This window comes from Fischerella sp. PCC 9605 (assembly GCF_000517105.1).
Lineage (GTDB): Bacteria > Cyanobacteriota > Cyanobacteriia > Cyanobacteriales > Nostocaceae > PCC9605.
The window spans coordinates 661,186-685,084 of the sequence record NZ_KI912151.1; the positions used below are offsets into that span (position 1 = coordinate 661,186).

Genomic DNA, 23,899 nt, shown 5'->3' on the forward strand with positions numbered 1-23,899 from the left:
TCTCTTTCGCACAGCAGATTCTAAAATGAAACACCACCTTCCATTAGTTAGAGGAAAGGGATTTTTCAGGTTTATTAGGATTGGTTCAAAAGAGAAATTTCAAGCAGGTATTACAAGCATCATCAAACATCCCAAGTCAAGAATTGAAAAATATGAGGAGGGAAAATGCAACACGATGAGTTTATTGGACAAGTTCAACATCGCGCCCGTTTGAGTTCACGGGGCGATGCAGAAGTGGCAACCCGTGCGACCTTGGAAACACTCGCTGAACGCTTGGCTGGCTATGAGCCTTTCGACGCTGCTTCTCAACTGCCAAGGGGCATTGCAGAGTATATGCAACATAGAGATGCAGGTATGGGGGAACGCTTTTCCTTAGATGAGTTTTTCCGGCGAGTTAGCGCTAGAGAAGGTGTAGAATTGCCCCAAGCTGTCTTCCATGCCCGTGTAGTAATGGAAGTTCTCCAGGAAGCAATTAGCGAAGGCGAGATTAATGATATTCGCGCTCAACTTCCAGAAGAATTCAATCCACTGTTTGAGGCTGGTAGTCAAGGAAATATGCGCGTGAATATCTAGTTGTCAATTTCTAATAAGAAGTTTAAATAACCACTACCACTGGATATGCCAGTGGTAGGTAAGTTTTTTAAACCAATAAGGAACATTTTCAGGAGCGTGGACACCATGCTATATAAAGATCGAATAGCGGCAGGACAATTTTTAGCTAAGGAGTTAGCAGCTTATGCTAACCGCCCAGATGTGCTGGTGTTAGCGCTGCCAAGGGGAGGTGTACCCGTTGCCTTTGAAGTTGCCAAAGCCCTAAATGCTCCCTTAGACGTGTTTGTGGTACGTAAATTAGGTGTACCCGATCAACCAGAGTTAGCAATGGGAGCGATCGCCACTGGTGGTGTGCGAGTACTCAATCAGGATATTGTGCGATCGCTGCGTCTTTCTGAAACAGTCATTAGCCAAGAAGAGGCAAAACAACGACAGGAACTAGAGCGACGAGAACGCCTCTATCGGGATAATCGCCCCTTCCCTGTTCTACGCGATCGCACCGTAATTGTAGTAGATGACGGTTTAGCGACAGGTGCAACTATGCGGGCGGCGGTAATGGCATTGCTGACACAACAACCTGCTCGGCTCGTAGTTGCCGTGCCGGTTGCTGCACCCGAAACTTGCAAAGAATTGGAATACGAAGTTGATGAAATTGTCTGTACCGTCACACCCAACCCTTTTTACAGTGTTGGTGTCTGGTACGAAAACTTTCCCCAAACCACGGATGAAGAAGTCCGAGAACTACTAGCAAAAGCGGCACAGAAGAATCATGAATCCGCAATGCCTGCTTAAACCATAAATTTAACTACTACCCACCATCTACTTAACTAATTCAGATTTAATACAACACAATCGTCAAACAAGTTATGAAAATTCCGCCAGAAATTACTTATCGCAACTTAGAGAAAACTGATGCTATTGATGCTTTAGTTCATGAAAAAATTGCCAAGTTGGAACAAATTTGTGATTACATCAGTAGCTGCCATATTGTCATTGAAAAAATTCACGATCACCCGCGTTCTGGTTCGCCCTACCGAGTGCGAATTGATATGACGGTACCTCCCGGTCACGAACTTGTGGCAGAAAGCAATCCACCAGATGTCAACCAATATCCACCCTTAGAATCAGTTATCCGAGATGCCTTTAATGCAGCTACTCGCCAGCTGCGAGAACTGACTAGGCAACAACGGGAAAGTGACAAAGCTAGAATTCATGTTGATGCACAGGAGACAACCGCACTTGTCACCAAGCTATTTCCAGAAGAGGGTTATGGCTTTGTGAGAACCTTGGATGGTCAAGAAGTCTACTTCCACCGCAACAGCGTACTGCATGATGAGTTCGATCGCATAGAAATTGGTACGGGTGTGCATTGTTTCGTAGAACTCGGCGAAGAAGGCCCCCAAGCCAGCACTGTGAAGATTGTTGATAAGCCTGGTGTCCGTGCTGGTAAAGCAGAACAGACGATTGTTGAACCGCCATTGGGTTGGCAAGAGTAGACTATAAAGACTATTTTCCTCTTGGTGTCTTAGTGTCTTGGTGGTGAAAAATAATTTTTGAAACACTAAGACACCAAGACACCAAGAAAAATCCATTTCCAAGACTTACACCTTGACAGGAGTAGTATTAAAGTAGTTACGCTTTAATTTTTCTCTGTATCATTGCAACATCAAAAATCAAAAAGCCAAAATACTTCCCCCCGACAACTAGCTTTTGTTGCCCTGCGAGATGTTCACAAGGGGGCTTATGCTGATGTGGCATTAGATAGAGTGCTGCAAAAAGTTAATTTAGCAGATAGCGATCGCCGTTTGCTAACAGAATTAGTTTATGGCTGTACAAGAAGACAGCGCACTCTTGATTTCCTTATCGACCAACTCAGTAAAAAGAAATCTCACCAGCAACCAAAAGACCTCCGTACCATTCTGCATCTCGGCTTGTACCAACTGTTGTATCAAGAACGAATCCCCGCTAGTGCTGCTGTTAATACCACCGTGCAACTCGCCAAAGAAAATGGTTTTTCTGGACTCGCTGGTTTTGTTAATGGTTTATTGCGCCAGTATCTCCGCCTCGGGGAGGAGGACACAGGGACGATCCCCGCGTCTTTGTTGCGACTGCCAGAAAACCCAGCAGAACGCTTGGGTATTTTACACAGTTTTCCCGACTGGATTATTCAAGTTTGGATAGATCAATTTGGTGTTGCCGAGACAGAAAAACTCTGTATTTGGATGAACCAAACTCCAACAATTGACTTGCGTGTGAACCCGTTGCGTACTGATATAGATGCAGTAGAAGCAGCTTTACAAAATGCTGGGGTTTCCTGCCAACGCCTCCCTCACTTACCGCAAGCGCTACGATTGCTGACAAATCCCGGGCCCATCCAAAATCTACCTGGTTTTCGCGAGGGTTGGTGGAGTGTACAAGATAGTAGTGCTCAACTAGTAAGTCATTTCCTCGATCCCCAACCAACAGAAGTGGTTATTGATGCTTGTGCGGCACCTGGAGGTAAAACCACCCATATTGCCGAATTGATGCGAGACGAAGGAAAAATTTGGGCGTGCGATCGCACTTCCTCCCGGATGCGGAAACTCCAAGCAAATATGCAAAGACTCAATCTCAAATCTATTGAAATTTGTATTGGTGACAGCCGCGATTTATCCCAGTTTACCAACTCTGCTGACCGTGTTTTGCTAGATGCTCCATGCTCTGGTTTGGGAACCCTACACCGCCATGCCGATGCTCGTTGGCGACAAACACCAGAATCTGTACAGGAACTTTCGATGCTTCAAAAGGAGCTTATATCACATACCTCTAATTTTGTCAAGAATAGAGGTGTATTAGTTTACGCTACTTGTACGTTGCATCCGGCAGAAAATGAAGGCGTGATAGAGTCATTTTTAGCCAAAAACCCAAATTGGCAAATAGAGCCTGCCAATCTGGATTCAGCTTTTTCTACGTATTCCACGCCACAAGGCTGGCTGAAAGTATTGCCCCATCAACATAATATGGATGGATTTTTTGTGGTTCGCTTAAGAAAAACAAAGCATTCAGGGTGAATACTGTCAGGGGTTGTAAGATTTCAGGGAGGGCAGAATCAACCAGAGGAGGCTGTGATGTCAGTGAACTCCAGTGATGTAAAAAACTTAGTAAAAATTCTGATTGGAGCAGCTTGGATAGACGGCAGAATTCAACCAGAAGAAAGGCAATATCTACGTCAGATAGCTCAACAAAAAGGCGTAGCTGGCGATCCAGATATAAAACCTTTGCTTTACGAATTAGTTCCCGTCCAACCAGTAGAGTGCTACGACTGGGTAAGGGAGTATTTAGGCGATCGCCCTAGCATGGAAGATTGCCAAAACCTGATTCAAGCCATCAGCGGTTTAATTTACAGCGATGATGAAGTGGCAATAGAAGAAGCTAAACTGCTCATGAAATTACAACAATTGTCTAATTCTAACCAGGAAGAGTCAACCCAAGCCGGATTAAATGCCCTTCTCAAACAAATTCAAAAGCTTTACCGTCGTTGGGTTGAGATTCAAAATTAAGTGAATGGTCATTTGTCCTTTGTCCTTTGTCGTTTGATAGTTGTTTGTTGTTTGTTGTTTGGGAAACACCACTAACAACCAACCACCAACCACTAACAACTAACCATTGACTAATGACTAATGACCAATGACTAATGACTATTTGGGTTCACCAACACCTGGGGTTTCGTCTTTTTCAACCTTGGGGACAATGCTGGGACGCTCTTTATCTTCCCAACCAACGGGACGCTTAGAGTTGTACCAAGCAATTGAACCAATCGTGACAGCAGCAATAAAACCAATCACATAAACCGCAGTGAAAGCAAAAGGAAAATGGGGTTCGTTTGCTGCTTGCGCTGCTGCTTGCATTAATAAAACCATGAGTATATTCTCCTAAAGTAGGCAACACTACTTAAAAACCTATAAAAAGAGCCTATCACCAACATCCCCCACAAGTCAGAGGGGGAGGGGGGAAATTAGGAGGGGGAGATGGGGAGAGGGGGAGATGGGGAGAAAGAAGAATTCTTTTTTCTCCCACTCTTCCACTCCTCCACTCCCCCACTCCTTCACTCCTCCACTCTTCACTGCGATGAGCTGGGTTTGAGTCTCTCTCGCCAGGAAGGCTGACTACCAGAGGAGTTACCAGAAGGAGGTGTATAACGTCGTCGTCGAGGTATTATAGGCAAAGAATTTGATTCTACTCGCCTGTACCGTCGTGGCGTGTTTGACGAGGTAGATTCACTACTGGAAGCTGATTCTGAACTACTGTAACGACGCTGATAGTAGCGCCGTCTGCGTCTTGGGGTTTGATCTTCTTGCTGCCCTTGGTAAGAGCGTCTTCTGTATCTACTTCCCCGATATGATTGCTGTTCGCCATCATCAGAATCTTTACTAGAAGGAACAGCGCGATTAATAATTCGATTAGGTTTAATGGCCTGTGCCTTGATAGTGCCTTTTCGACCTTCTAGTTTTGGTCGTTCGGGAAACTTCTCAACAGGCATCCCTTCTGTTGCTTTTTCCATGAATTCACGCCAAGTGTAGGCGGCGGTACTGCTACCACCTGATGTAGGTTTGTTATCGTCGTTACCTAACCACACACCTGTTACCAATTGAGGTATGAAGCCAATAAACCACAGATCGCGGGCATCATCGGTAGTACCAGTCTTACCTGCAACGGGTCTGTCACTCAACTGAGCAGCAGTACCAGTACCTTGATTAACTACGTTGCGTAACATCCAGGTCATAATCGCGGTACTGTCTTTATCTAATGCCCGCTTTGGTTTAAAATTATCAGTCCAGATTACCTTACCTTGGCGGTTGAGAATGCGGGTAATCCCGTGTGGTTCTACGTGTAATCCCTGTGTGGCAAAGGAACCGTAAGCACTGGTTAATTCTAGTAAATTCACCTCATTTGAACCGAGAGCCAAGGAATACATAGGCTTGAGTTCTGATTTAATTCCCATGTCGTGGGCTAGTTTGATGGTTGGATCAAATCCCACTTTTATCAACACTCTTACTGCAACAATATTAACTGACTTAGTAAGAGCATCCCTCATGGTCGTCCAGCCTCGGAAACCCTCATCGAAGTTTTTTGGTTCATAGCCATCCACAACTAAGGGGGCATCCAAATAACTCTGATTAGGGTTCATACCGGCTGCTATGGCTGTTGCGTACACAAATCCCTTAAAAGTCGATCCTGGCTGACGTTGTGCCTGGGTAACGCGATTAAACTGGTTCTGACCAAAATCCTTTCCCCCAACCATTGCTTTAACTTCACCGTTGCGAGGATCGATGACAACCATTGCTCCTTCCTTAAAGTTTTCCCAACGGCCCTGATTTCGCAGAGTTTTGTTAACTGCTTCTTCTGCTGCCTTCTGCCAAGTTGGGTTTATGGTAGTTTCCACGGTTAAACCACCAGCCTGCAAAACTTCCGGGGAAACATACTTGGGCAATTCTTTTTGAATGTAGCTAATAAAGTAGGGAGACTCTATTTGCCACCGCTTGGGCTTGCTAGGTCTGATAGCTAACTGTTCGGCGATCGCTATTTGTTTATCAAGTGCTGTAATATAGCCATCTTCAAACATCCGTTGTAATACTAGATTCCGCCGCTGCTTGGCGGCTTCTAGGTTCACCTGGGGTGAGAAGCGATTTGGGGCTGGAGGTAAGGCGGCGATTGTTGCCATTTCACCCAAAGTGAGTTCATGCACTGATTTGCTGAAGTATACCCATGCCGCATCTGCAACACCATATGCCCCTGAACCCAAATAAACTAGATTTAGATAGCGCTCCAGAATCTCGTTTTTTGAGAGATTTTCTTCTATTTTCTGTGCCAGGCGAGCTTCCTTGAGCTTACGCAAGACAGTGCGCTCTTGTTTGAGAAAGAGAATCCGCGCTAGCTGTTGCGTGATCGTGCTACCACCTTCTACCACATTCTGCGATCGCAAATTATTCCAGACCGCCCTGACTATTCCTTGAGTATCTATGCCTTGGTGCTGGTTAAATCTTCTGTCTTCTGAAGCGATAAAGGCTTTTTTGAGTTTATCTGGCATCTCCTCCAGCTTGAGATGTTCTGTGGTTGCTTCTCCTTGCTGTCGCAAAATTGTACCATCAGCAGCCTTGATGGTCAGTGTTTGTTCTCGAACAACAGCATTTAGTTCTGCTTTATCTGGTAAAGTGCGATCTATTGACCACATACCATAACTGATGGCAACGATCCCGCCACTGATACCTAAGCCAGCCCAAAACCAATAACGACGATAAAGCGGTTTACGACTGCCGGGAAGCTTTGCAACTCCCTGATTTAGTATCTGCTTTGCTTTCTCTGACTTTGTTGTTGAGCAGCTTTCTTCATTTATGGATTCCTTATTTTCATTGGAATCGCCAGGCGACGATTCCGATTTCTCTGTTTGAAGGTCACTCGACTTTGTCGCTCGTTCCTTAAACCAGGAGGTAAACTTCGCCACGTCAGTTCCTCGCTTCCAGCAGTTGCGACCTAACCACCATTAATTTTTCGGATTGGTCGCTACGTTTGTGTTAGTATAATATCCTAATAAATTATTAACTAAATGCAATACTAAGCAAAGATTTTTATCATTTACCGAAGTTTTTTTGTAGGAACTAATACAAATTTTTCTGTATTATTCGCAGTTGTAAAACGGTTGAATATATTTGCAAAACCTCAGACTTTGTCAAAGATAATAGGTAACGCAGCCAAAGAATGCTGTACATATAGTGCCGTTGCTCTTGGTAGTAATCTTGGTGATTCTTATGCAATTTTAGAGGCAGCTATAGAGGATTTAGCCAAAACACCAGGTATTATTTTAGAAGCAAGATCCAGTTGGTACAAAACCAAAGCTGTAGGACCACCGCAGCCAGATTATTTGAATGGTTGTGCGATACTGCAAGTCGAGATAATACCACATTTATTGTTAGAAAGTTTGTTAGAAATTGAAAAAAAGTTTGGGCGAGTCCGCAAAGAACGTTGGGGACCGCGAACTCTTGATTTGGATTTGTTGCTATATGATGACTTAATTTTGCATACCCCAAATCTGCAAATTCCCCACCCAAGAATGCGGGAACGAGCTTTTGTCTTGATACCGCTAGCGGAGATAGCCCCAGATTGGGTGGAACCAGTTTCTGGACGTACAATTCAAGAACTGGTAAAAGAGGTAGACTGTTCCCAAGTACATCTTTTTACTGGCATTTAATGTTACACCAAATAAACACAGAACAATGCTGATTTAACAAGCAACTTCGGTATTAACTTGTGATTTTTTAGTCTATATAACTTAAACTATGCCACTAGGTAGAGAATTACCCCAGCTGCTGAAAGAACGCTTGTTCTACAAAGGACGCAAGTTTGATTTTGAGGTCAATCGGTTGCGTTTACCAAATCAATCCGAGGGAGAATGGGAGTGCATTCGTCACCCTGGCGGTGCTTTGGCTGTGCCTGTTACCCCAGAAGGTAAACTTGTACTCGTACGCCAGTATCGTTTTGCAATTGGGGGACGTTTATTAGAGTTCCCTGCTGGAACTGTGGAAGTAAACGAAGACCCCTCGGATACCATTAAGCGTGAAATAGAGGAAGAAACTGGTTATCGCGCTCATAAATGGCAAAAACTAGGAGAATTTTTTCTAGCTCCTGGCTATTCTGATGAAATTATCTATGCGTATCTAGCACAAGATTTAGAAAAGCTCCAAACACCACCAGAACAGGAAGAAGACGAAGATATCGAAACAATCTTAATGACTCCTGAAGAATTAGAAAAAGCGATCGTGCAAGGTGAGCCTGTAGATGCCAAATCAATTTCCAGCTTTTTCCTGGCTCGCCCATTGCTAATTTAATGGTTAGTGGATAGTGGTTAGTGGGAAACAACCAACTAGTAACTACTAACTACTAACTTCCACAATCATGTGTTATATTGAATAACAGCAATCAAAAACCCAGAGTCACAAGCTCTGCCTTTTGAGACTAAGACCGCTTAGGCAACAAGGAGGTGATGCCCATGACAGATAGTAGTAAATGCATGGGTCATCAGGTTGCAGGAAATCGGCTGTGTGCCGGAGCTGTTCTCTAAAAGTCAGCTTTAGTCTTCTTGAGAGACTAAATTACCTCAAGCAGCTAGGCTAGCTTGGAGTTCCTTCCGGCAGTTAGATTGCAACCTGAAGACCCGCTAGACCGCTCTTACCTAGATCACCCGATCTAAAGTAAGAGCGGATAGCTTTTTATATATTGCTTTAAATATATTAATTAATCGTAAAAATTAAATTATTAAATTATAATTTTCTTAAACTAGAAAGTCATATTTTGTATTATACCCTTGGGAACTAAGTGTAATGATTTGCGTCTGTGGAGATGGTTGAAGCAACTCCTGCTCCAAAATTAAAGATAACCAACTACTTAGTTCTTTTAACGGCTGGAACTGTCAAGATGAGTTTGATCGCAGATTAAATCTAGACGTGTGAAAGTAAACAGTACGTATATTCATCTCCGCAAATTCCCCTATTTTCCATCTTGACAAACTTATAAAAATAAATATTTGTCAATAGATGGAAGCATAAAAGGGTTGAAAGGTTGATTATATTGATCAGCCTCCTTAGCTGAAGAGAAATTGATTAAGTAGGAGTTTATTGATATGGCGCAGTTACTCACTGAGGCAGAAATTAAACAACAACTAAGCAATCTCTCTAACTGGACACTAGAAGGATCAAAGTTGCAGTTAAACCGCACATTTAAAAATTTTGTGCAGGCAATTGAGTTTGTAAATAAACTTGTTGAACCTGCAGAATCAGCAGGTCATCATCCAGATATAGAGATTTCTTATAACAAAGTCAAAATCACACTTACGACACATGATGCAGGTGGTTTAACGCAGAAAGATTTCGATTTAGCGAAGGAGATTTCCCAGATTACTTAAGTATTAACTCTGAGTAATATTACAATTGAAATACAGATCATTTGTTTGATATTTAACCAATAGCTACTGAGTAGTTTTTTGTCTGTAGCGATCGCTGTTTTTGAGCTTGCAAACCAGACTCCCTATCTATATCCAGGATTTGAACAAGCAGAACCTGATGTGTGACAGTTACATTTGCGAACCTAGACGTATTGCCATCTGTGTCAAATGTTTTATAATGACAGGCAATGAGGATATGTTTTTGCATAAGTTAATCACATAAGTTTTTTACCAGAATTTAATTAGCCGTTTAGCTTAGCAAAAACTAAAATTATGTTTAGGGGCAAATATGCCTCATCCACAGGTTTCAACAAGAAGTCACATTTTCAACAATAGTTGCAGCAAATTAAAATTACCAATAGAACAAGGTGTGAGGAGAACAGGAACGATGTCTAATATCTTGTGGAAATCCTTAGTGGTAAGTCCAGCAGTTTTAGGAGCCACGCTGTTGGTTTCAACGACGGCGATCGCCGCTCCTGCTAGTACCGCCTCTGAAGCGATAAAGGCAGACTTATCAGCAGCTGAACAACAAGGCACTTCTGCACAGACAGCATTTACAGCTTCTGGTATCGAAGTTCCTCAACAGCCAGAAATTGTGGCTCAAGCGCAACCACAAACTGAAGTTAACGTCCTAGAACAAGTTAACCGCTATAGCAGCGAAGGGAAAACAGCTAATAACACTCAGTCCCAAGTGACATCGGTTTCCCAGTTCTCCGACGTACAGCCAACTGACTGGGCATTCCAAGCATTACAGTCTCTGGTTGAGCGCTACGGTTGTATTGCAGGTTATCCGAACGGTACCTATCGCGGAAACCGTCCTATGACCCGTTATGAATTTGCCGCAGGTTTGAATGCCTGTTTAGATCGGGTCAATGAATTAATTGCTACAGCAACAGCTGAATTAGTCACCAAAGAAGATTTGGCTACCTTGCAGCGGTTGCAAGAAGAATTTTCTGCGGAACTGGCAACCTTACGCGGTCGTGTAGACGCATTAGAAGCACGTACTGCCGAATTGGAAGCTAACCAATTTTCAACCACCACCAAGCTGGTTGGTGAAGCTATTTTTGCTCTCACTGACTCCTTCGGTAGTGATGATGATAACAATACCGTCTTCCAAAATAGAGTACGTTTAGACTTACAAACCAGCTTCACTGGTAAAGATGTTTTGCACACGCGTCTGGCGACTGGTAATGCACAAAGGTTAGACTTAGGAGTCCCGGGTAGTGCAGAGGGATTCCAAACCTTCAATATTACTGGCGATCCCGATAACGAAAACAACGTATTTTTAGATTGGTTGGCGTACTACTTCCCCTTGGGTGATAATGCCCGAGTATACGTTTCAGCCACTGGTGGTATTTGGAGCGACATCGCATCTACCGTCAACCCTTACTTTGAGGACTTCGACGGTGGTAACGGCGCTCTATCTACCTTTGCTTCTGAAAACCCAATTTTCCGGATTGGTGGTGGTGCTGGTGCAGCAGTTAACTTCGGTTTTGGTTCTGGCGGCAGTATCCTCAAACCAAGTTCTATCACTGTAGGTTACTTGGGATCTGAAGCAAGCAATCCTGGTGGCGGTTCAGGTATCTTCGATGGTAACTATGCTGCTCTTGGACAGTTGAACTTTAATTTAGGCGATCGCCTGGCATTAGCTGCAACCTACGTCCACGGCTATCACGGTTCAGGTAGCGCTTTATTTGATGCAGGTGGAATCCAAGGCGCAAACGTTCCTGTAGTAGGTACTGCACAAGCTAACGGTTTGAGTGCTACAAATGCATCTTCAAGTAATTCCTACGGCTTGTCAGCAGCCTTTAGACCAACCGACAGATTATCAGTTAGCGGCTTTGTTTCTTACCATGATGTGAGCGGTTTTGGTTCCGATGATGACTTTGAAGCCTGGAGCTACGGTTTAGGAGTAGCCCTTCCAGACTTCGGTAAGAAAGGCAACGTTTTGGGCATCTTCGGTGGCGCTCAACCCTACTCTCTGAACAGAGTAGCTGGTGTGAGAGATAGTGATGTACCTTACCACATAGAAGGTTTCTACAAATATCAGGTCAGCGATAATATTTCCATCACTCCTGGTGTAATTTGGTTGACCGCTCCTGGTCAAAGTAGCGATAATGACGATGCAATTATCGGTACAGTCAGAACAACCTTCACTTTCTAAATAGTTGTTGATTGTTGGTAGTTGGTAGTTGTTTGTTATTTGTTCCAAACAACTACCAACAAATAACTGACAACACTATAAAATCTTTTCCCCGCCATTGGGCGGGGATTTTTATGTTCGTATATGGAAAAATAACAAACCCCAGTGGAGAACCGGAGTATACTAAGAAGGTAGAGGGATCAAGGAAGAAGGAAAAAATATTTTCTTTTGCCTTTACCTTTTAACTTTTACCTTTTAGCTTTCACCTTACTGCCTGTGGAACTATCGTGTAAGTCAGAATACGCAATTCTTGCTTTATTAGAACTAGCAATTCATTACCAAAGCGGAGAACCGCTGCAAATTCGTCAGATAGCGGCACAACAAAACATCCCTGACCGTTATCTGGAACAGCTGCTAGCGACCTTAAGGCGTGGGGGTCTAGTCAAGAGCTTACGCGGGTCAAAAGGTGGATATCTTTTGGCACGAGAGCCTTGGAAAATCACGCTTTATGAAGTTTTAGGATGTGTGGAAGGCTTAGATAAGGTACAGACGTGTGAGGAAGACACTAGACCCAAAACCGTAGATGGTGGTGTTGTAGAAGAAATTTGGCAAGAAGCACGTCAAGCAGCGAACTCCGTTTTCCAAAATTACACACTTGCCGATCTCTGTGAAAAACGAGATTCACGGCGGCAGTTGGATTTAATGTACTACATTTAGTTATTTGTTAGTAGTTAGTGGTTAGTAGCTAGTGGTCAACAACTAACTACTAACTACTAACTACTAACCATTGACTATTGACCATTGACTAAGGACAAAAGAATGCGAATTGCTCATAACATCACAGAACTCATCGGGCGTACTCCCTTGGTGCAACTCAACCGCATTCCCCAAGCGGAAGGTTGTGTAGCTCAGATTGTGGTGAAACTGGAAAGTATGAACCCAGCAGCATCGGTAAAAGACCGAATTGGCGTCAGCATGATTAACGCCGCTGAGGAAGAAGGGTTGATTGTTCCTGGCAAAACAGTTTTAGTGGAACCTACCTCGGGAAATACGGGAATAGCCTTAGCAATGGTAGCGGCAGCTAAAGGATATCGGTTAATTTTAACGATGCCAGAGACGATGAGTGCTGAGCGACGGGCAATGTTGCGGGCTTATGGTGCAGAACTGGAACTCACACCAGGAATCGAAGGCATGAGTGGTGCAATTCGGCGGGCACAAGAGATTGTTGACAAAACGCCATATACGTATATGTTGCAACAGTTTCGTAACCCTGCCAATCCGGAAATTCACCGAAAGATGACAGCAGAGGAAATCTGGGAAGATACTGATGGCAAGGTAGATACGATCGTGGCAGGAGTCGGTACTGGTGGCACTATTACTGGTGTTGCAGAGGTAATTAAAGCACGCAAACCGAGCTTTAAGGCGATCGCAGTAGAACCAGCCAATAGTCCAGTTTTATCAGGAGGAAGACCCGGGCCACACAAAATCCAAGGAATTGGCGCTGGGTTTGTTCCGCAAGTGCTAAAAGTAGGATTGATTGATGAAGTGATTACTGTTACCGATGAAGAAGCGATCGCTTACGGTCGGCGTTTGGCACGAGAAGAAGGTTTACTCTCTGGAATTTCCAGTGGTGCTGCTTTGTGTGCTGCAATTCGTGTTGCCCAACGTCCAGAAAACGAAGGTCATTTGATTGTGATGATTCAGCCCAGTTTTGGAGAACGGTACTTAAGTACGCCCTTATTCCAAGACTTGGAGACATGAGTTGAACAAGGCTAATACTTGGAGGCAAAAGACACCAGCAATATTTGAGCAATCCTAAAATCAAAATTATGCTTGTTGAGCATGGTGAGTGATAGATAATGCATTTTGGAATGGTAGCAGTTAGCATCAGCTAACGGTACATTGAAATAATGGTAGATACTAACCACTACGAAACTCTCAAAGTAAGTCCAACTGCCAGCCAAGCGGAAATTAAGCAAGCATATCGCCGCTTGGCGAAGCAATATCATCCTGACAGCAATCAAGAAACGGCTGATGCTGAGCAGATTATCCGTATTAATGCTGCCTATGAAGTCTTAGGCGATGCTGAAAGACGCCAAAGTTACGATCGACGACTCCACAACCACCGCACCCAAAAATCTAACGGTAGTAGGCAGCAGCGTAGCACCGCTGCTGGGCAACAATACCAAGCAAAACGACAGGCAGGAAGAGATGTAGACGAACAAATTGAAGAATGGCTGCGTCTGGTTTATCAACCAGTAAATCGCTTGGTGTATGCCATTCTCAATTCTTTGAAAACACAAATTGAGAAATTAGCCGCCGATCCTTTTGATGATGTACTGTTAGAGGAATTTCAGGATTACTTAGACACTTGTCGAGATAACCTCAAACAGGCACAAATTACTTTTCGTTCTCTGCCCAATCCCCCCAGCTTAGCAAGAGTAGCGGCTCACCTTTACTACTGTCTAAATCAAATTGGTGATGGACTAGACGAGTTAGAATATTTCCCCCTGAACTACGACGAAAGTTATTTGCACGCAGGTCAAGAAATGTTCCGTAATGCTAAGGGATTATACTGGGAGGCTCAAGATTCATTAGGTGCGTATGCATAGGAATCGGCTGTTTTTAAGATACTGAGTTGATTAAGATATAACTGAACGAACGAAATTGCCCAACTCATCAAACTGTGATGTACGGAGACACGGTGCATGACGAACATCAAAGATGAAAATTTACTGCTTCCAAATCTAGATTCCCTTGAGGATGTAACAGAATTAGAGCGTGAAAACGCGCTGCTGAGTGCAGAATTTTTACAGGGTTGGGTCAATCAAGACATAGAACAGATTATTTCAGTTATGGCACCTGATGGCGTGATTTATGACCTAGTTTTTCCCGAACCAGTAAAAGGTCATGAGGCAATCCGTCAATTTGCCCAGGAATTATTAAGTGTTGTTAGTAATATCAGCTACCAGATAGAAGAATGGGTAGTGATGGGCGATCGCGTTGCCCACCACGGTATATTTTCCGGAACTTTCACCGGTGATTTTATGGGAATGCCGACAACAGGCAAAAGTTTTTCTGTGCCGTATTCTGAGTTTGTTACTATTAAGAACGGTAAAATCGTCTATCTCTGGGATCAGACAGATGGTTTGCAGCTAGTACAACAAGTAGGCGGTATGTAAGTAGAAGGCAGCTATGCTGAAATAGCGAAAGGAATTAGTTTCCCCTAGAAAGGGTAAAATATTAAGAAATATTAAATAAAGCTACCAGTGTACTCATGCAATGCATTGTAAATCGCCGCGCTCGGTTTTCGGCAAGTCATCGATATTGGTTGCCAGAACTGAGTGAAGCCGAGAATGTTGAGAAATTTGGTGCTTGCTCCCGCTTTCCTGGGCATGGACATAACTACGTCTTATTTGTCTCTCTTGTTGGAGAATTGGATAAATATGGCATGGTGCTGAACTTGTCTGATGTGAAACACGTAATTAAACGAGAAGTAACCAGCCAGCTAGACTTTTCCTATCTCAATGATGTGTGGACAGAATTTCAACAAACTCTGCCCACAACAGAAAATATTGCACGGGTGATCTGGCAGCGGCTAGCACCCTATTTGCCTCTTGTCCGCGTGCAGCTATTTGAAAATCCTGAACTTTGGGCAGATTATATGGGAAACGGAATGGAAGCTTATCTCACCGTCAGCACTCACTTTAGCGCCGCTCACAGGCTAGCGCATCCTGACCTTAGCGAACAAGAAAACTCTGAGATTTATGGTAAGTGCGCTCGTCCCAACGGTCACGGACACAATTATCATCTAGAAGTGACAGTAAAAGGGGAAATCGACCCCCGCACTGGCATGATTGTAGATTTAGGTGCTTTAAACCAGGCGATAGAAGATTATGTAGTTGAACCGTTCGACCATACTTTTTTAAACAAAGACATTCCTTACTTTTGGCAAGTTGTTCCTACTGCCGAAAATATTGCACTTCACATTAGTAACTTATTGCGATCGCCTATTCAGGAATTGGGAGCTAAGCTTTACAAAGTCAAATTAATTGAAAGTCCGAATAATTCTTGCGAAATTTACTGCACTGAGCCAATTTCCAACTCTGTCAGTGTGGCAGAAAATCAACCGATTTTAGCACGTCTATAACTGACAAAACGCAAAAAACTCACCGAACTCGAAGGGTGGAAGCCCCTCCCTTCAGGGATAAGGGCAAAGCATTTGTATGTATATCTTGACATCAAAACTGAATGTACTAGTACAAATGCTTTGCCCCTACCCAATGACCAATGACCTATGACGACCCTCACGAGTTAACTTTATTTCGACATACTTAGCTAACTAAATTGTTGGGCGTAAAATCGAGCATAACGGCGGGAAAGCGCTAATAATTCTTCATGAGTTCCCGATTCCACAATCTGCCCTTTTTCCAGTACTAAAATCCGATCGCACCTTCTCACGGTACTGAGACGGTGAGCAATAATAAACACGGTTCGCCCTGACATTAACCTTTCCAACGCCTCCTGCACCAAGGCTTCCGACTCCGAATCAAGGGCTGATGTCGCTTCATCTAGTATTAATATTCTCGGGTTAAGGAGAACAGCACGGGCGATCGCTATTCTTTGCCGTTGTCCACCCGATAAATTTACCCCTCGTTCGCCTACCCAAGTATCGTAACTATCGGGCAGTTGGCTAATAAACTGATGGGCATTAGCAATTATTGCGGCTTTCTCGACATCTGCCATGTCAAACTGATGTTGTCCAAAGGCGATGTTTTGAGCGATTGTCCCGGAAAACATGATGGTTTCTTGGGGAACAATACCAATTTGTCGGCGCAGACTGTTAAGTGTGACATCGCGAACATCAACGCCATCAATTAAGATTTGGCCATTTTGAGGATCGTAGAAACGGGGTAGAAGATTCACAAACGTAGTTTTACCAGCACCCGAAGCACCTACTAGGGCGATCGCTTCTCCTGGCATTGCCAACAAACTGATATTCTTTAGGACAGGTTCCCCAGGTTTATAGGCAAAAGACACATGGCGATATTCTACTTTGCCAGTGACTGGGGGGAGGGCGATCGCATCAGTTTTTTCTGTCACAGCAGGTTGAATAGCCAATAATTCAAAAACACGGTCAACAGACGCCTCACCCTGCTTAAACTCGTTGTAGTTGTTAGTGGTATGACTGACAGGGTCAATTAACGAAGCTGCTGCGGCAAGGTAACTGAAAAACTCTCCTACTGTCAACTGTTTTTGGGCAATTAGCCAAGCACTGATTAACAGCAACAATAAAAAACTCACCGCCTGCAAAAATCCTATAATTGGAATTTGAATCGCTTTGAGTCTTTCGGCAGAGTATTTCGCCCTCAAAGTACGTTCTGCTTCGCGGCTGAACCTGGCAATTTCGTAATCCTCTGCTGCAAAAGCTTGGACGATGCGGATACCGCTGAATACTTCTGTTAGTATTGCTGACAAGTCCGACACGCGATTTTGACTTTTGCGGGAGAATTTCTGCAAGCGTTCGCCAAACCAAGCAATTAACACACCCATCAGTGGCGCAACTATAACTGTGGCAAGTGTTAGCCGCCAATTTAGATAAATCATGTAGATGGGAATGGCTACCAACTGCAAAGCACAGGGGATAAAGTCGTGAAAGAGTTTATGCACCACTTCCCCAACGCGATCGATATCTTCAGTGAGGCGGTAAGATAAATCACCTGCTTTTGCGGTTTCAAAATAGCTGAGATTCAGCTTTTGTAGATGGGAGTACACCTGCTTGCGGAGATTAAAAGCTACTCTCAGAGCAGCTTTGGCCATATAGATATCTTGCACTGATTGAAAAAAGCCTCTAGCAAGAAATACTCCTGCTAAAATGCCAATCTCTGTGGCGATCGCGGTTACATTACCCGTGCCAAAAGCAGTTGTCAATTGCTTGACGAGCGTAAGTAGGGCTAATGTCGCCAGTACATATCCCAAGATGCCAATAAACCCTTTGGCAATGTTGTGCCACTGGGGCCGGATATACGGTAGAAGTTGCCAGTAATTAGACCGAGTTTTCAAGCTATAACGTCCACAACGAGGTTTTTCTTTGTTAGACGGTATCAGCTTTTTTGTAGTTTCTCTCTAGTTGTTGTCATTACGAATGAGAGACTGTAATCTAAGAGCCAACAGTATCATCTTTGTGGCTACCATTTTTCTCTCGTTTCATACTTTCTTCTAGTGCCTGAATTTGTTCTCGACGGGCTTCTAATTCCAAAGTACGACGTGCCAAATCTTGATTTTGCAAAGTTAAGTTTTGTCGCCACTGTTCAGCCCTTTCTGCTTCTTGGCGCAAAAAGTCTGGAGTAATGCCCGTAGCGAGATAGGTTTGGATCAGATTCAGTATCCAGTTGGTAGCTTCTTCTAGTTTTTCAATATCACCCGTGGGAGAAAGTTCGACTAAAACAAGCAACTTCTCGTTTAGAGTCTTGTTTTTTCCCAGAAGAAGAAAAGCCTCTTCTGGGATTGTCATCCACATATTTTCGGCTTCTTGACGTGCCAATAACCGCAATTGGAGCTGGTCTAAAAATTCGTTTTTATGTACTTGGGCTAGATATAGCATGACTTTGAATAAAATTATGAATGATGAATTATGAATGATGAAAATTTTCATAATTTATAATTCATCATTCATAATTCTTTTTTACAGCTATGCTAACTGACGCAAGCGATCGCGCAAGATTTCGGCTTGCTTTTGGGCTTCTGCTAAAGTATCCCGCACCTCCTGTACGACATTTGCTGGGGCTTGTTCGACAAATTTAGGGTTGCTTAACCTAGCAGTGAGGGATGTTATATCCGCTTCGATTTTGCTGAGGCGTTTTTGCAGTTTGGCAGTATAAGCCTCTATATCTACCACGCCAGCGAGGGGAAGTAGAACTTGTACCGTACCTATAACACCTGCGATCGCTCTTTCTGGTTCTGGTGGCTGTTGTGATGCTTCTGCTTGGGGCAAACTCTTGTTAGCGGTTGGTTGGAAAAACTGTTGCCAGAATTTTTGTCTAGCCTGAGAAGACAGTAAATTGCGGGCAACAAACCAAGTCGCAAACCCAAAACCAACTATCTCAAAGAAAGTTCCGAATAAGGGAATGTCGTCAATCGCATCTGCGATCGCCAATCCAACTCGTAACAAGTAAATTGCTCCGATAATTGCGACTACTTTCGTCCAACCAATTCGGGGTTTTTCATCACTGATACTTTGTTGCTTTTGCTTGCCAGCAGCGATGGTTAAATTCTCTACCTTAGCCAAATCTTGAATGTAAGACTGTCCAGAGGTGAGAATTTGCCTTTCTTTTTCGCTGTCGGTTTGCAAATTCACACTTACTTTCACTCCAGGCTTAACATCCGCTTCTGCACGTAGATTGCGGATTGTGCGGATTGTACCAATTAACAGTTCAAATTGTTCTTCCAAAGCAGAGTCTATTAGGCTTGTTTGGGCTTCTGGATAAAGTTGTAAGGATAAACTTTGCTTGGAATCTGTCGGTTGTTGGGTGAGAGTGTGCCAAATTTCCTCAGTAATGTGAGGCATGAAAGGATTAAGTAATTTCAAAATCCCTTCCAGCACGTATGCCAAAGTTTGTTGTGCTACTCGCCGAGATGCCGGATCTGCATTCTTTTGCAGGCGAGATTTGACCAACTCGATATACCAGTCGCAAAAATCACCCCAAATAAAATCGTACAGACCTTTAGCCGCTTCTCCCAGTCCGTAGTTGTCCATGTAACTTCTGGTTTGTTGGACAACACGATAGTAACGAGAGAGAATCCAGCGATCGCTCAACTCTAACTCCCCCTCTCTGCTTAACGGAGAGGGGGTTGGGGGGTGAGGTTCTCCCAACTGCTGTGGTGTTTGCCCGTCCAAATTCATCATCACAAACCGCGCCGCATTCCACAACTTATTAGAAAAGTTGCGGGATGCCTCCACCGACGGCGATTCATCGGTTTTGCGGTTGTAGTCTAGGCGGATGTCTTGACCTGCACCAGCTACTTCTTTAATCAGGGTATACCGCAGGGCATCTGTGCCATATTTATCCATCAAAATCAGCGGGTCAATGCCATTGTTCGCCGTCTTGGACATCTTCTTGCCATTCTCATCCAATACCAAGCCGTGAATGTAAACATCCTTGAACGGCATTTGTCCCGTAAAATGCCCCGCCATCATCGTCATTCGGGCAACCCAGAAAAAGATGATGTCAAAGCCCGTCACCAAAGTACTGGTGGGGTAATAAGTTGCTAAATCCTCGGTTTGTTCGGGCCAGCCCAAAGTTGAAAATGGCCAGAGTCCAGCAGAAAACCAGGTATCCAGCACATCTGGATCGCGTTCTATCTTGACATTTTCGCCAAATTGTGATTTTAGCTTCTCCTGTGCTTCTGCATCATTCCGTGCCACAACAAACGGCGTGTTATCGGTAATCTCGCCGCCAGTTTCACTGACAGCGTACCAAGCCGGGATCTGGTGTCCCCACCACAGTTGACGGGAAATACACCAATCTTTCAGCTTCACCAACCAGTCACGATAGACTTTAGTCCAACGCTGGGGAACAAACCGTGGCGAATCTTTTTGGTCGAGGAATTCTAGGCAACGGTCTGCCATCGGGCGAATTTTGACAAACCACTGAGTAGAAAGTAAGGGTTCAACGGGGACTTTACCGCGATCGCTATACGGAACCGTATGCTTGTAATCTTCCACCTTCACCAGAAAACCATCAGTCTCTAGTCGGGCAACCACATTCTTTCTGGCAACAAAACGGTCTTGTCCTTGGAACTCTCCAGCATTCTCGTTGAGGGTGCCGTCCTTATTCATAATATTGATGAACGGCAGACTGTGACGCTTACCCATTTCAAAGTCATTGGGGTCATGGGCGGGAGTCACTTTTACACAACCGGTGCCGAAAGTAGGGTCAACCAATTCATCACCAATAATCGGAATTTCCCGATTCATAATTGGTAGCGTCACAGTTTTCCCAATCAGATGCTGATAGCGTTCATCATTGGGATTCACTGCTACTGCTGTATCACCCAGCATTGTTTCTGGTCGGGTTGTCGCCACTTCTACATAACCAGAACCATCTGTGAGGGGATAGCGGAAGTGCCAAAGATGACCATCAACCTCTTTTGCCTCCACTTCCAAATCGGAAACGGCAGATTGTGATTCTGGACACCAGTTGACCAGATACTTTCCGCGATAAATCAGCCCTTCTTCGTAGAGACTGTTAAAGGCTTCTAAAACAGCTTTGGATAAACCCTCATCAAGGGTGAAACGTTCCCGCGACCAATCTACCGACACACCCAAGCGTCGCAGTTGATTTACAATTGTCCCCTTAGATTGTTCCTTCCACTGCCAAGCGCGTTCCAAAAACTTTTCGCGCCCCAATTCGTAGCGAGTTTTGCCTTCTGCCTTGAGTTGCTTTTCCAGAACTGTATGGACAGCAATGCTGGCGTGGTCAGTTCCAGGCAGATAAAGAGCATTCTCTCCCTTCATGCGGTGATAGCGCACAAGGGTATCTATCAAACTATTGTCAAAAGCGTGACCCATATGCAAACTGCCTGTGACATTGGGCGGTGGAATCACGATGCAGTAGGATTCGCCACCTGCTTTGGGGTCAGCTTTGTAGACTTGATTTTCTTCCCAAAATTTTTGCCACTTAGCTTCAGTGGTAAAGGGATCGTACTGACTAGGGAGGTTAGTAATTGTTGCGGTCATGCTGGGAAAACTAAGTGCGGAAGGACTTTAATAAATTTTGCCACAGTGTTTGGAGAGTGTTTTATAGAAATGAATGCACCAGGCGCAGAGGACGCAGAGACAAGAGAGTTAAAAGAGGAGATGAGCCAGTTGGCAGGAACTGTAATTGGTGCGGCAATTGTGGTGCATCGGGTGTTAAATATATTGGCGATCGCAATCAGCACAGATGTAGTTCTGTTTACCACGACTAAGCCCGTTATTACGGTTAGCTTAGATGTACGATATGGACAGTTCATCCCTTAATTATGCAAGGCCTTTTTTCACACGAGCGATCGCTCACCCGTTCATGCAAATTCTTAGAAAAGCCTTAAATCATAAACTCTTTGAGCGATTAAGCCACAAATCTAATGCTCAATGCGATTCACATCTCGGTAATCTTTGAGACATTCAGCAAACCGTGATGTAATTTTCCGTTTTCGATCAAGTCTCGCAATTAGACAAATCGCTGCATCCGATGTTACCGTTCCACCACTAAAATTCACTACGACTGGATGTGAATTTTCAAAGTGAGAATTTGAACTGTTTTGGGATACAATCTGTCCGACGAGGGGTCATGTGTTTTAAATGCTTAAACCCTTATTATAATACATTTTGGCAGTTTTTGACCCATTTTTTTGAGAATTTGTGAGAAATCAGGGCTATGCTAAAGAAAATCTCCCTTGGAGCGCTATTGTTATTCGCTGGTTGGGCTAGCGTGAGGTTCGTATTCCCCCACATCGACAACTTGATTGGTCGCAATCACCTTCCCTCAAATATGGTGATTAAGCGAATTCAGGAACTGTCAGAGCTAGCTACCGTGCGAATGCTATCTGAGGTCGTGATTCCAGTAAGGGTTGAGAACAAAGTATTTGGACAAACCGTTGGCGTGACCAGCTACCTGTATATTGTTCGAGGGCAGGTTTTAGCGGGAGTAGATTTATCCCAAATAGGAACCAGCAACGTTGCTGTTTTTGGAGACAAAATTGAGATTCAATTACCAGTGCCTCGAATCTTGGATGCCAAAGTCGATGTGTCTAAGTCAGAAGTTGTTGAATATCACAAAGATTGGCTGGCTCCAGACATTTCTCCAGCCTCAGCGCAGCAAGTCCAACAGCGAGGGCTGGCAGCAGTCGTGAAGCAAGCTTGCGAAAATGAGGTTTTAGCGCTCGCAAACCGTCAAGCAACATTTACTCTTTCACAGTTACTTGGGCTTACAAATCAAAAAGTTGCTGTCAAAACAACAAAACCTGAGACTTGCAAATATTAACCGACATCTTGAAATAGCGATCACAGTGCAATGAGCCTATGGTCAAAAGGCTCATTGCGAAATGTACTTAAAAACTTGAGTAAAAAAGCGAGAGTGTCATGTAACAATTTATATAAAAAATGATTTTCTGACTGAAAATTTAGCACACGAGGGTAAGTTTAAATAACAACTCCGAAGTTATGCACTAGCCCTCTAGGTGACTTTATGATTGAACTCCTAGCCGCACTTTCAGCTTCAGCGGCAGCAGGAATTAGAATAGCTTTACCCCTCCTGTTTATTGGACTGTTGCAAGGTAACAATCTTTGGTCACAAGTACCGATTTTATCTCACATTTCCTCACATTTTTTACTAGGCATTCTCAGCAGTTGGTCATTTGTAGAGATATTTGCTTCCAAAAAGTTGATGGGGCAACGGGTGCTGCAAGTGATACAGCTGTTATTGTCTCCGCTTGTAGGGGCAATCATGGGGTTAGCAGTAGCTTCAGCAACAACAGCCCCTGACTGGTTAATTGCCTTAATTGGCGGTTCTGTTGCTTTGGTACTCCAGCTAGTTCAAATCGGCTGGTTTTTTCGTTTGCGAGGTTTACCCCTGTGGGCAGCTTTTATTCAAGATGGATTGTGTATTGCTTTAGTATTTTTCGCCTTTGATGCACCCAGGCAAGGAGGATTAATTGCTTTAATTCTGCTATGGTTTGCAGTTCGTAGTGGTAAATATTGGTATCGTTGGTATTGGGAAAAGCGTAGAGAGTACCGCCGAGTTCATTTATGATTGTACGAGAAGCCAAGTTAAACGATACACTCGCGATCGCTCAAATCCATGTAGATACTTGGCGAACAACATAGCGTGGTATAGGTCGTAGGGTGTGTTAACGCGACAGCGTAACGCACCTTTTAAGCAATAAGGTTCAGTTAAGATTTTGATCCCCCCTAGCCCCCCTTGAAAAGGGGGGGACTGGAATCTTGAAGTCCCCTTTTTAAGGGGGATTTAGGGGGATCTCCAAGGATTGAATTGTACTAACTGAACCGTATTGACCTTTTAGGGACTACCAAATGAAAAAGTATCCAAAAAATCTCTTGTGGAGGCAGGTGTCTCGCCTGCCGCATGATAAGGGCGAGCGGAGACGTCCACCCCACAAGATGGATAATACCAATTCCCTTTAACTGTGAAACATATGTAGATCCCCCCAACCCCCCTTTTTAAGGGGAG

The 23,899-nt window shown here is 44.0% G+C and carries 23 protein-coding genes and 1 pseudogene; 17 read left to right on the forward strand and 7 right to left on the reverse strand.

Annotated elements, in window-relative coordinates; all coding sequences use genetic code 11:
* The first annotated feature begins 165 nt into the window (after positions 1–165).
* The 5 genes from FIS9605_RS0127910 to FIS9605_RS0127930 all read left to right on the forward strand — a co-directional run bounded on the left by FIS9605_RS0127910 (position 166) and on the right by FIS9605_RS0127930 (position 4,091).
* Positions 166–573, forward strand: a complete 408-nt coding sequence (locus FIS9605_RS0127910; protein WP_026735520.1) for a DUF2267 domain-containing protein — start codon at positions 166–168, stop codon at positions 571–573.
* A gap of 105 nt (positions 574–678) precedes the next feature.
* The gene (locus tag FIS9605_RS0127915; protein WP_026735521.1) at positions 679–1,344 is read left to right on the forward strand and encodes a phosphoribosyltransferase; all 666 of its coding nucleotides are present in this window, start codon (positions 679–681) and stop codon (positions 1,342–1,344) included.
* A gap of 74 nt (positions 1,345–1,418) precedes the next feature.
* Positions 1,419–2,048 carry an HPF/RaiA family ribosome-associated protein gene (locus FIS9605_RS0127920; protein ID WP_026735522.1) on the forward strand — a complete coding sequence of 210 codons (630 nt, stop codon included), beginning with the start codon at positions 1,419–1,421 and terminating at the stop codon, positions 2,046–2,048.
* Positions 2,049–2,210: 162 nt separating this feature from the next.
* Positions 2,211–3,602, forward strand: a complete 1,392-nt coding sequence (locus FIS9605_RS0127925) for a 16S rRNA (cytosine(967)-C(5))-methyltransferase (protein ID WP_026735523.1) — start codon at positions 2,211–2,213, stop codon at positions 3,600–3,602.
* 57 nt (positions 3,603–3,659) lie between these two features.
* A complete protein-coding gene (locus FIS9605_RS0127930) occupies positions 3,660–4,091 on the forward strand; it encodes a tellurite resistance TerB family protein (protein WP_026735524.1) in 432 nt (143 codons plus the stop codon).
* A 138-nt stretch (positions 4,092–4,229) separates the two neighbouring features.
* On the opposite strand, the gene psb35 is transcribed toward FIS9605_RS0127930, so the two are convergent.
* The gene (gene psb35, locus FIS9605_RS0127935) at positions 4,230–4,451 is read right to left on the reverse strand and encodes a photosystem II assembly protein Psb35 (protein WP_026735525.1); all 222 of its coding nucleotides are present in this window, start codon (positions 4,449–4,451) and stop codon (positions 4,230–4,232) included.
* Between the two features lie 200 nt (positions 4,452–4,651).
* Entirely contained in the window at positions 4,652–7,033 is a 2,382-nt protein-coding gene (locus FIS9605_RS0127940) for a transglycosylase domain-containing protein (protein ID WP_026735526.1), read from the reverse strand.
* A gap of 222 nt (positions 7,034–7,255) precedes the next feature.
* On the opposite strand from FIS9605_RS0127940, the gene folK reads away from it, so the two are divergent.
* The 3 genes from folK to FIS9605_RS0127955 all read left to right on the forward strand — a co-directional run bounded on the left by folK (position 7,256) and on the right by FIS9605_RS0127955 (position 9,487).
* The gene (gene folK / locus FIS9605_RS0127945) at positions 7,256–7,777 is read left to right on the forward strand and encodes a 2-amino-4-hydroxy-6-hydroxymethyldihydropteridine diphosphokinase (protein WP_231510488.1); all 522 of its coding nucleotides are present in this window, start codon (positions 7,256–7,258) and stop codon (positions 7,775–7,777) included.
* A gap of 88 nt (positions 7,778–7,865) precedes the next feature.
* Complete coding sequence (locus FIS9605_RS0127950; RefSeq protein WP_026735528.1) at positions 7,866–8,414, forward strand: NUDIX hydrolase; 549 nt, start codon at positions 7,866–7,868, stop codon at positions 8,412–8,414.
* A 791-nt stretch (positions 8,415–9,205) separates the two neighbouring features.
* Positions 9,206–9,487: a 4a-hydroxytetrahydrobiopterin dehydratase gene (locus tag FIS9605_RS0127955; protein WP_026735529.1), complete on the forward strand. Its 282-nt coding sequence runs from the start codon at positions 9,206–9,208 to the stop codon at positions 9,485–9,487.
* A 52-nt stretch (positions 9,488–9,539) separates the two neighbouring features.
* Here FIS9605_RS0127955 and FIS9605_RS0127960 read toward each other — a convergent pair whose 3' ends face one another.
* Positions 9,540–9,734, reverse strand: coding sequence for a hypothetical protein (locus tag FIS9605_RS0127960; RefSeq protein ID WP_026735530.1), 195 nt, complete (start codon positions 9,732–9,734; stop codon positions 9,540–9,542).
* Positions 9,735–9,914: 180 nt separating this feature from the next.
* Here FIS9605_RS0127960 and FIS9605_RS0127965 point away from each other — a divergent pair, with 180 nt between their 5' ends.
* The 6 genes from FIS9605_RS0127965 (at position 9,915) to FIS9605_RS0127990 (ending at position 15,819) form a co-directional block, all read left to right on the forward strand.
* Positions 9,915–11,690: an iron uptake porin gene (locus tag FIS9605_RS0127965; protein WP_026735531.1), complete on the forward strand. Its 1,776-nt coding sequence runs from the start codon at positions 9,915–9,917 to the stop codon at positions 11,688–11,690.
* 255 nt (positions 11,691–11,945) lie between these two features.
* Complete coding sequence (locus FIS9605_RS0127970) at positions 11,946–12,386, forward strand: RrF2 family transcriptional regulator (RefSeq protein WP_026735532.1); 441 nt, start codon at positions 11,946–11,948, stop codon at positions 12,384–12,386.
* A 102-nt stretch (positions 12,387–12,488) separates the two neighbouring features.
* The gene (cysK, locus tag FIS9605_RS0127975; RefSeq protein WP_026735533.1) at positions 12,489–13,430 is read left to right on the forward strand and encodes a cysteine synthase A; all 942 of its coding nucleotides are present in this window, start codon (positions 12,489–12,491) and stop codon (positions 13,428–13,430) included.
* 149 nt (positions 13,431–13,579) lie between these two features.
* Positions 13,580–14,281, forward strand: coding sequence for a J domain-containing protein (locus FIS9605_RS0127980; protein ID WP_026735534.1), 702 nt, complete (start codon positions 13,580–13,582; stop codon positions 14,279–14,281).
* Positions 14,282–14,377: 96 nt separating this feature from the next.
* Positions 14,378–14,851, forward strand: coding sequence for an ester cyclase (locus FIS9605_RS0127985; protein ID WP_026735535.1), 474 nt, complete (start codon positions 14,378–14,380; stop codon positions 14,849–14,851).
* Positions 14,852–14,946: 95 nt separating this feature from the next.
* On the forward strand, positions 14,947–15,819 hold the full coding sequence (locus tag FIS9605_RS0127990) for a 6-carboxytetrahydropterin synthase (protein ID WP_026735536.1): 873 nt from the start codon (positions 14,947–14,949) through the stop codon (positions 15,817–15,819).
* Positions 15,820–16,007: 188 nt separating this feature from the next.
* On the opposite strand, the gene FIS9605_RS0127995 is transcribed toward FIS9605_RS0127990, so the two are convergent.
* The 3 genes from FIS9605_RS0127995 to FIS9605_RS0128005 all read right to left on the reverse strand — a co-directional run bounded on the left by FIS9605_RS0127995 (position 16,008) and on the right by FIS9605_RS0128005 (position 21,408).
* Positions 16,008–17,732, reverse strand: coding sequence for an ABC transporter ATP-binding protein (locus FIS9605_RS0127995; RefSeq protein ID WP_026735537.1), 1,725 nt, complete (start codon positions 17,730–17,732; stop codon positions 16,008–16,010).
* A gap of 97 nt (positions 17,733–17,829) precedes the next feature.
* Entirely contained in the window at positions 17,830–18,273 is a 444-nt protein-coding gene (locus FIS9605_RS0128000) for a hypothetical protein (protein ID WP_026735538.1), read from the reverse strand.
* A gap of 87 nt (positions 18,274–18,360) precedes the next feature.
* Complete coding sequence (locus tag FIS9605_RS0128005; protein WP_026735539.1) at positions 18,361–21,408, reverse strand: valine--tRNA ligase; 3,048 nt, start codon at positions 21,406–21,408, stop codon at positions 18,361–18,363.
* Between the two features lie 69 nt (positions 21,409–21,477).
* Between FIS9605_RS0128005 and FIS9605_RS45535 the strand changes: the two genes are divergently transcribed.
* On the forward strand, positions 21,478–21,690 hold the full coding sequence (locus FIS9605_RS45535; protein WP_026735540.1) for a hypothetical protein: 213 nt from the start codon (positions 21,478–21,480) through the stop codon (positions 21,688–21,690).
* A 104-nt stretch (positions 21,691–21,794) separates the two neighbouring features.
* On the opposite strand, the pseudogene FIS9605_RS46730 reads toward FIS9605_RS45535, so the two are convergent.
* Positions 21,795–22,002: pseudogene (locus FIS9605_RS46730) on the reverse strand (transposase); the annotation flags it as partial.
* Positions 22,003–22,087: 85 nt separating this feature from the next.
* Here FIS9605_RS46730 and FIS9605_RS38440 point away from each other — a divergent pair.
* Positions 22,088–22,693, forward strand: coding sequence for a DUF4230 domain-containing protein (locus FIS9605_RS38440; protein WP_051470160.1), 606 nt, complete (start codon positions 22,088–22,090; stop codon positions 22,691–22,693).
* Positions 22,694–22,897: 204 nt separating this feature from the next.
* On the forward strand, positions 22,898–23,461 hold the full coding sequence (locus tag FIS9605_RS0128020; RefSeq protein WP_026735541.1) for a DUF4126 domain-containing protein: 564 nt from the start codon (positions 22,898–22,900) through the stop codon (positions 23,459–23,461).
* The last annotated feature ends 438 nt before the right edge of the window (positions 23,462–23,899 follow it).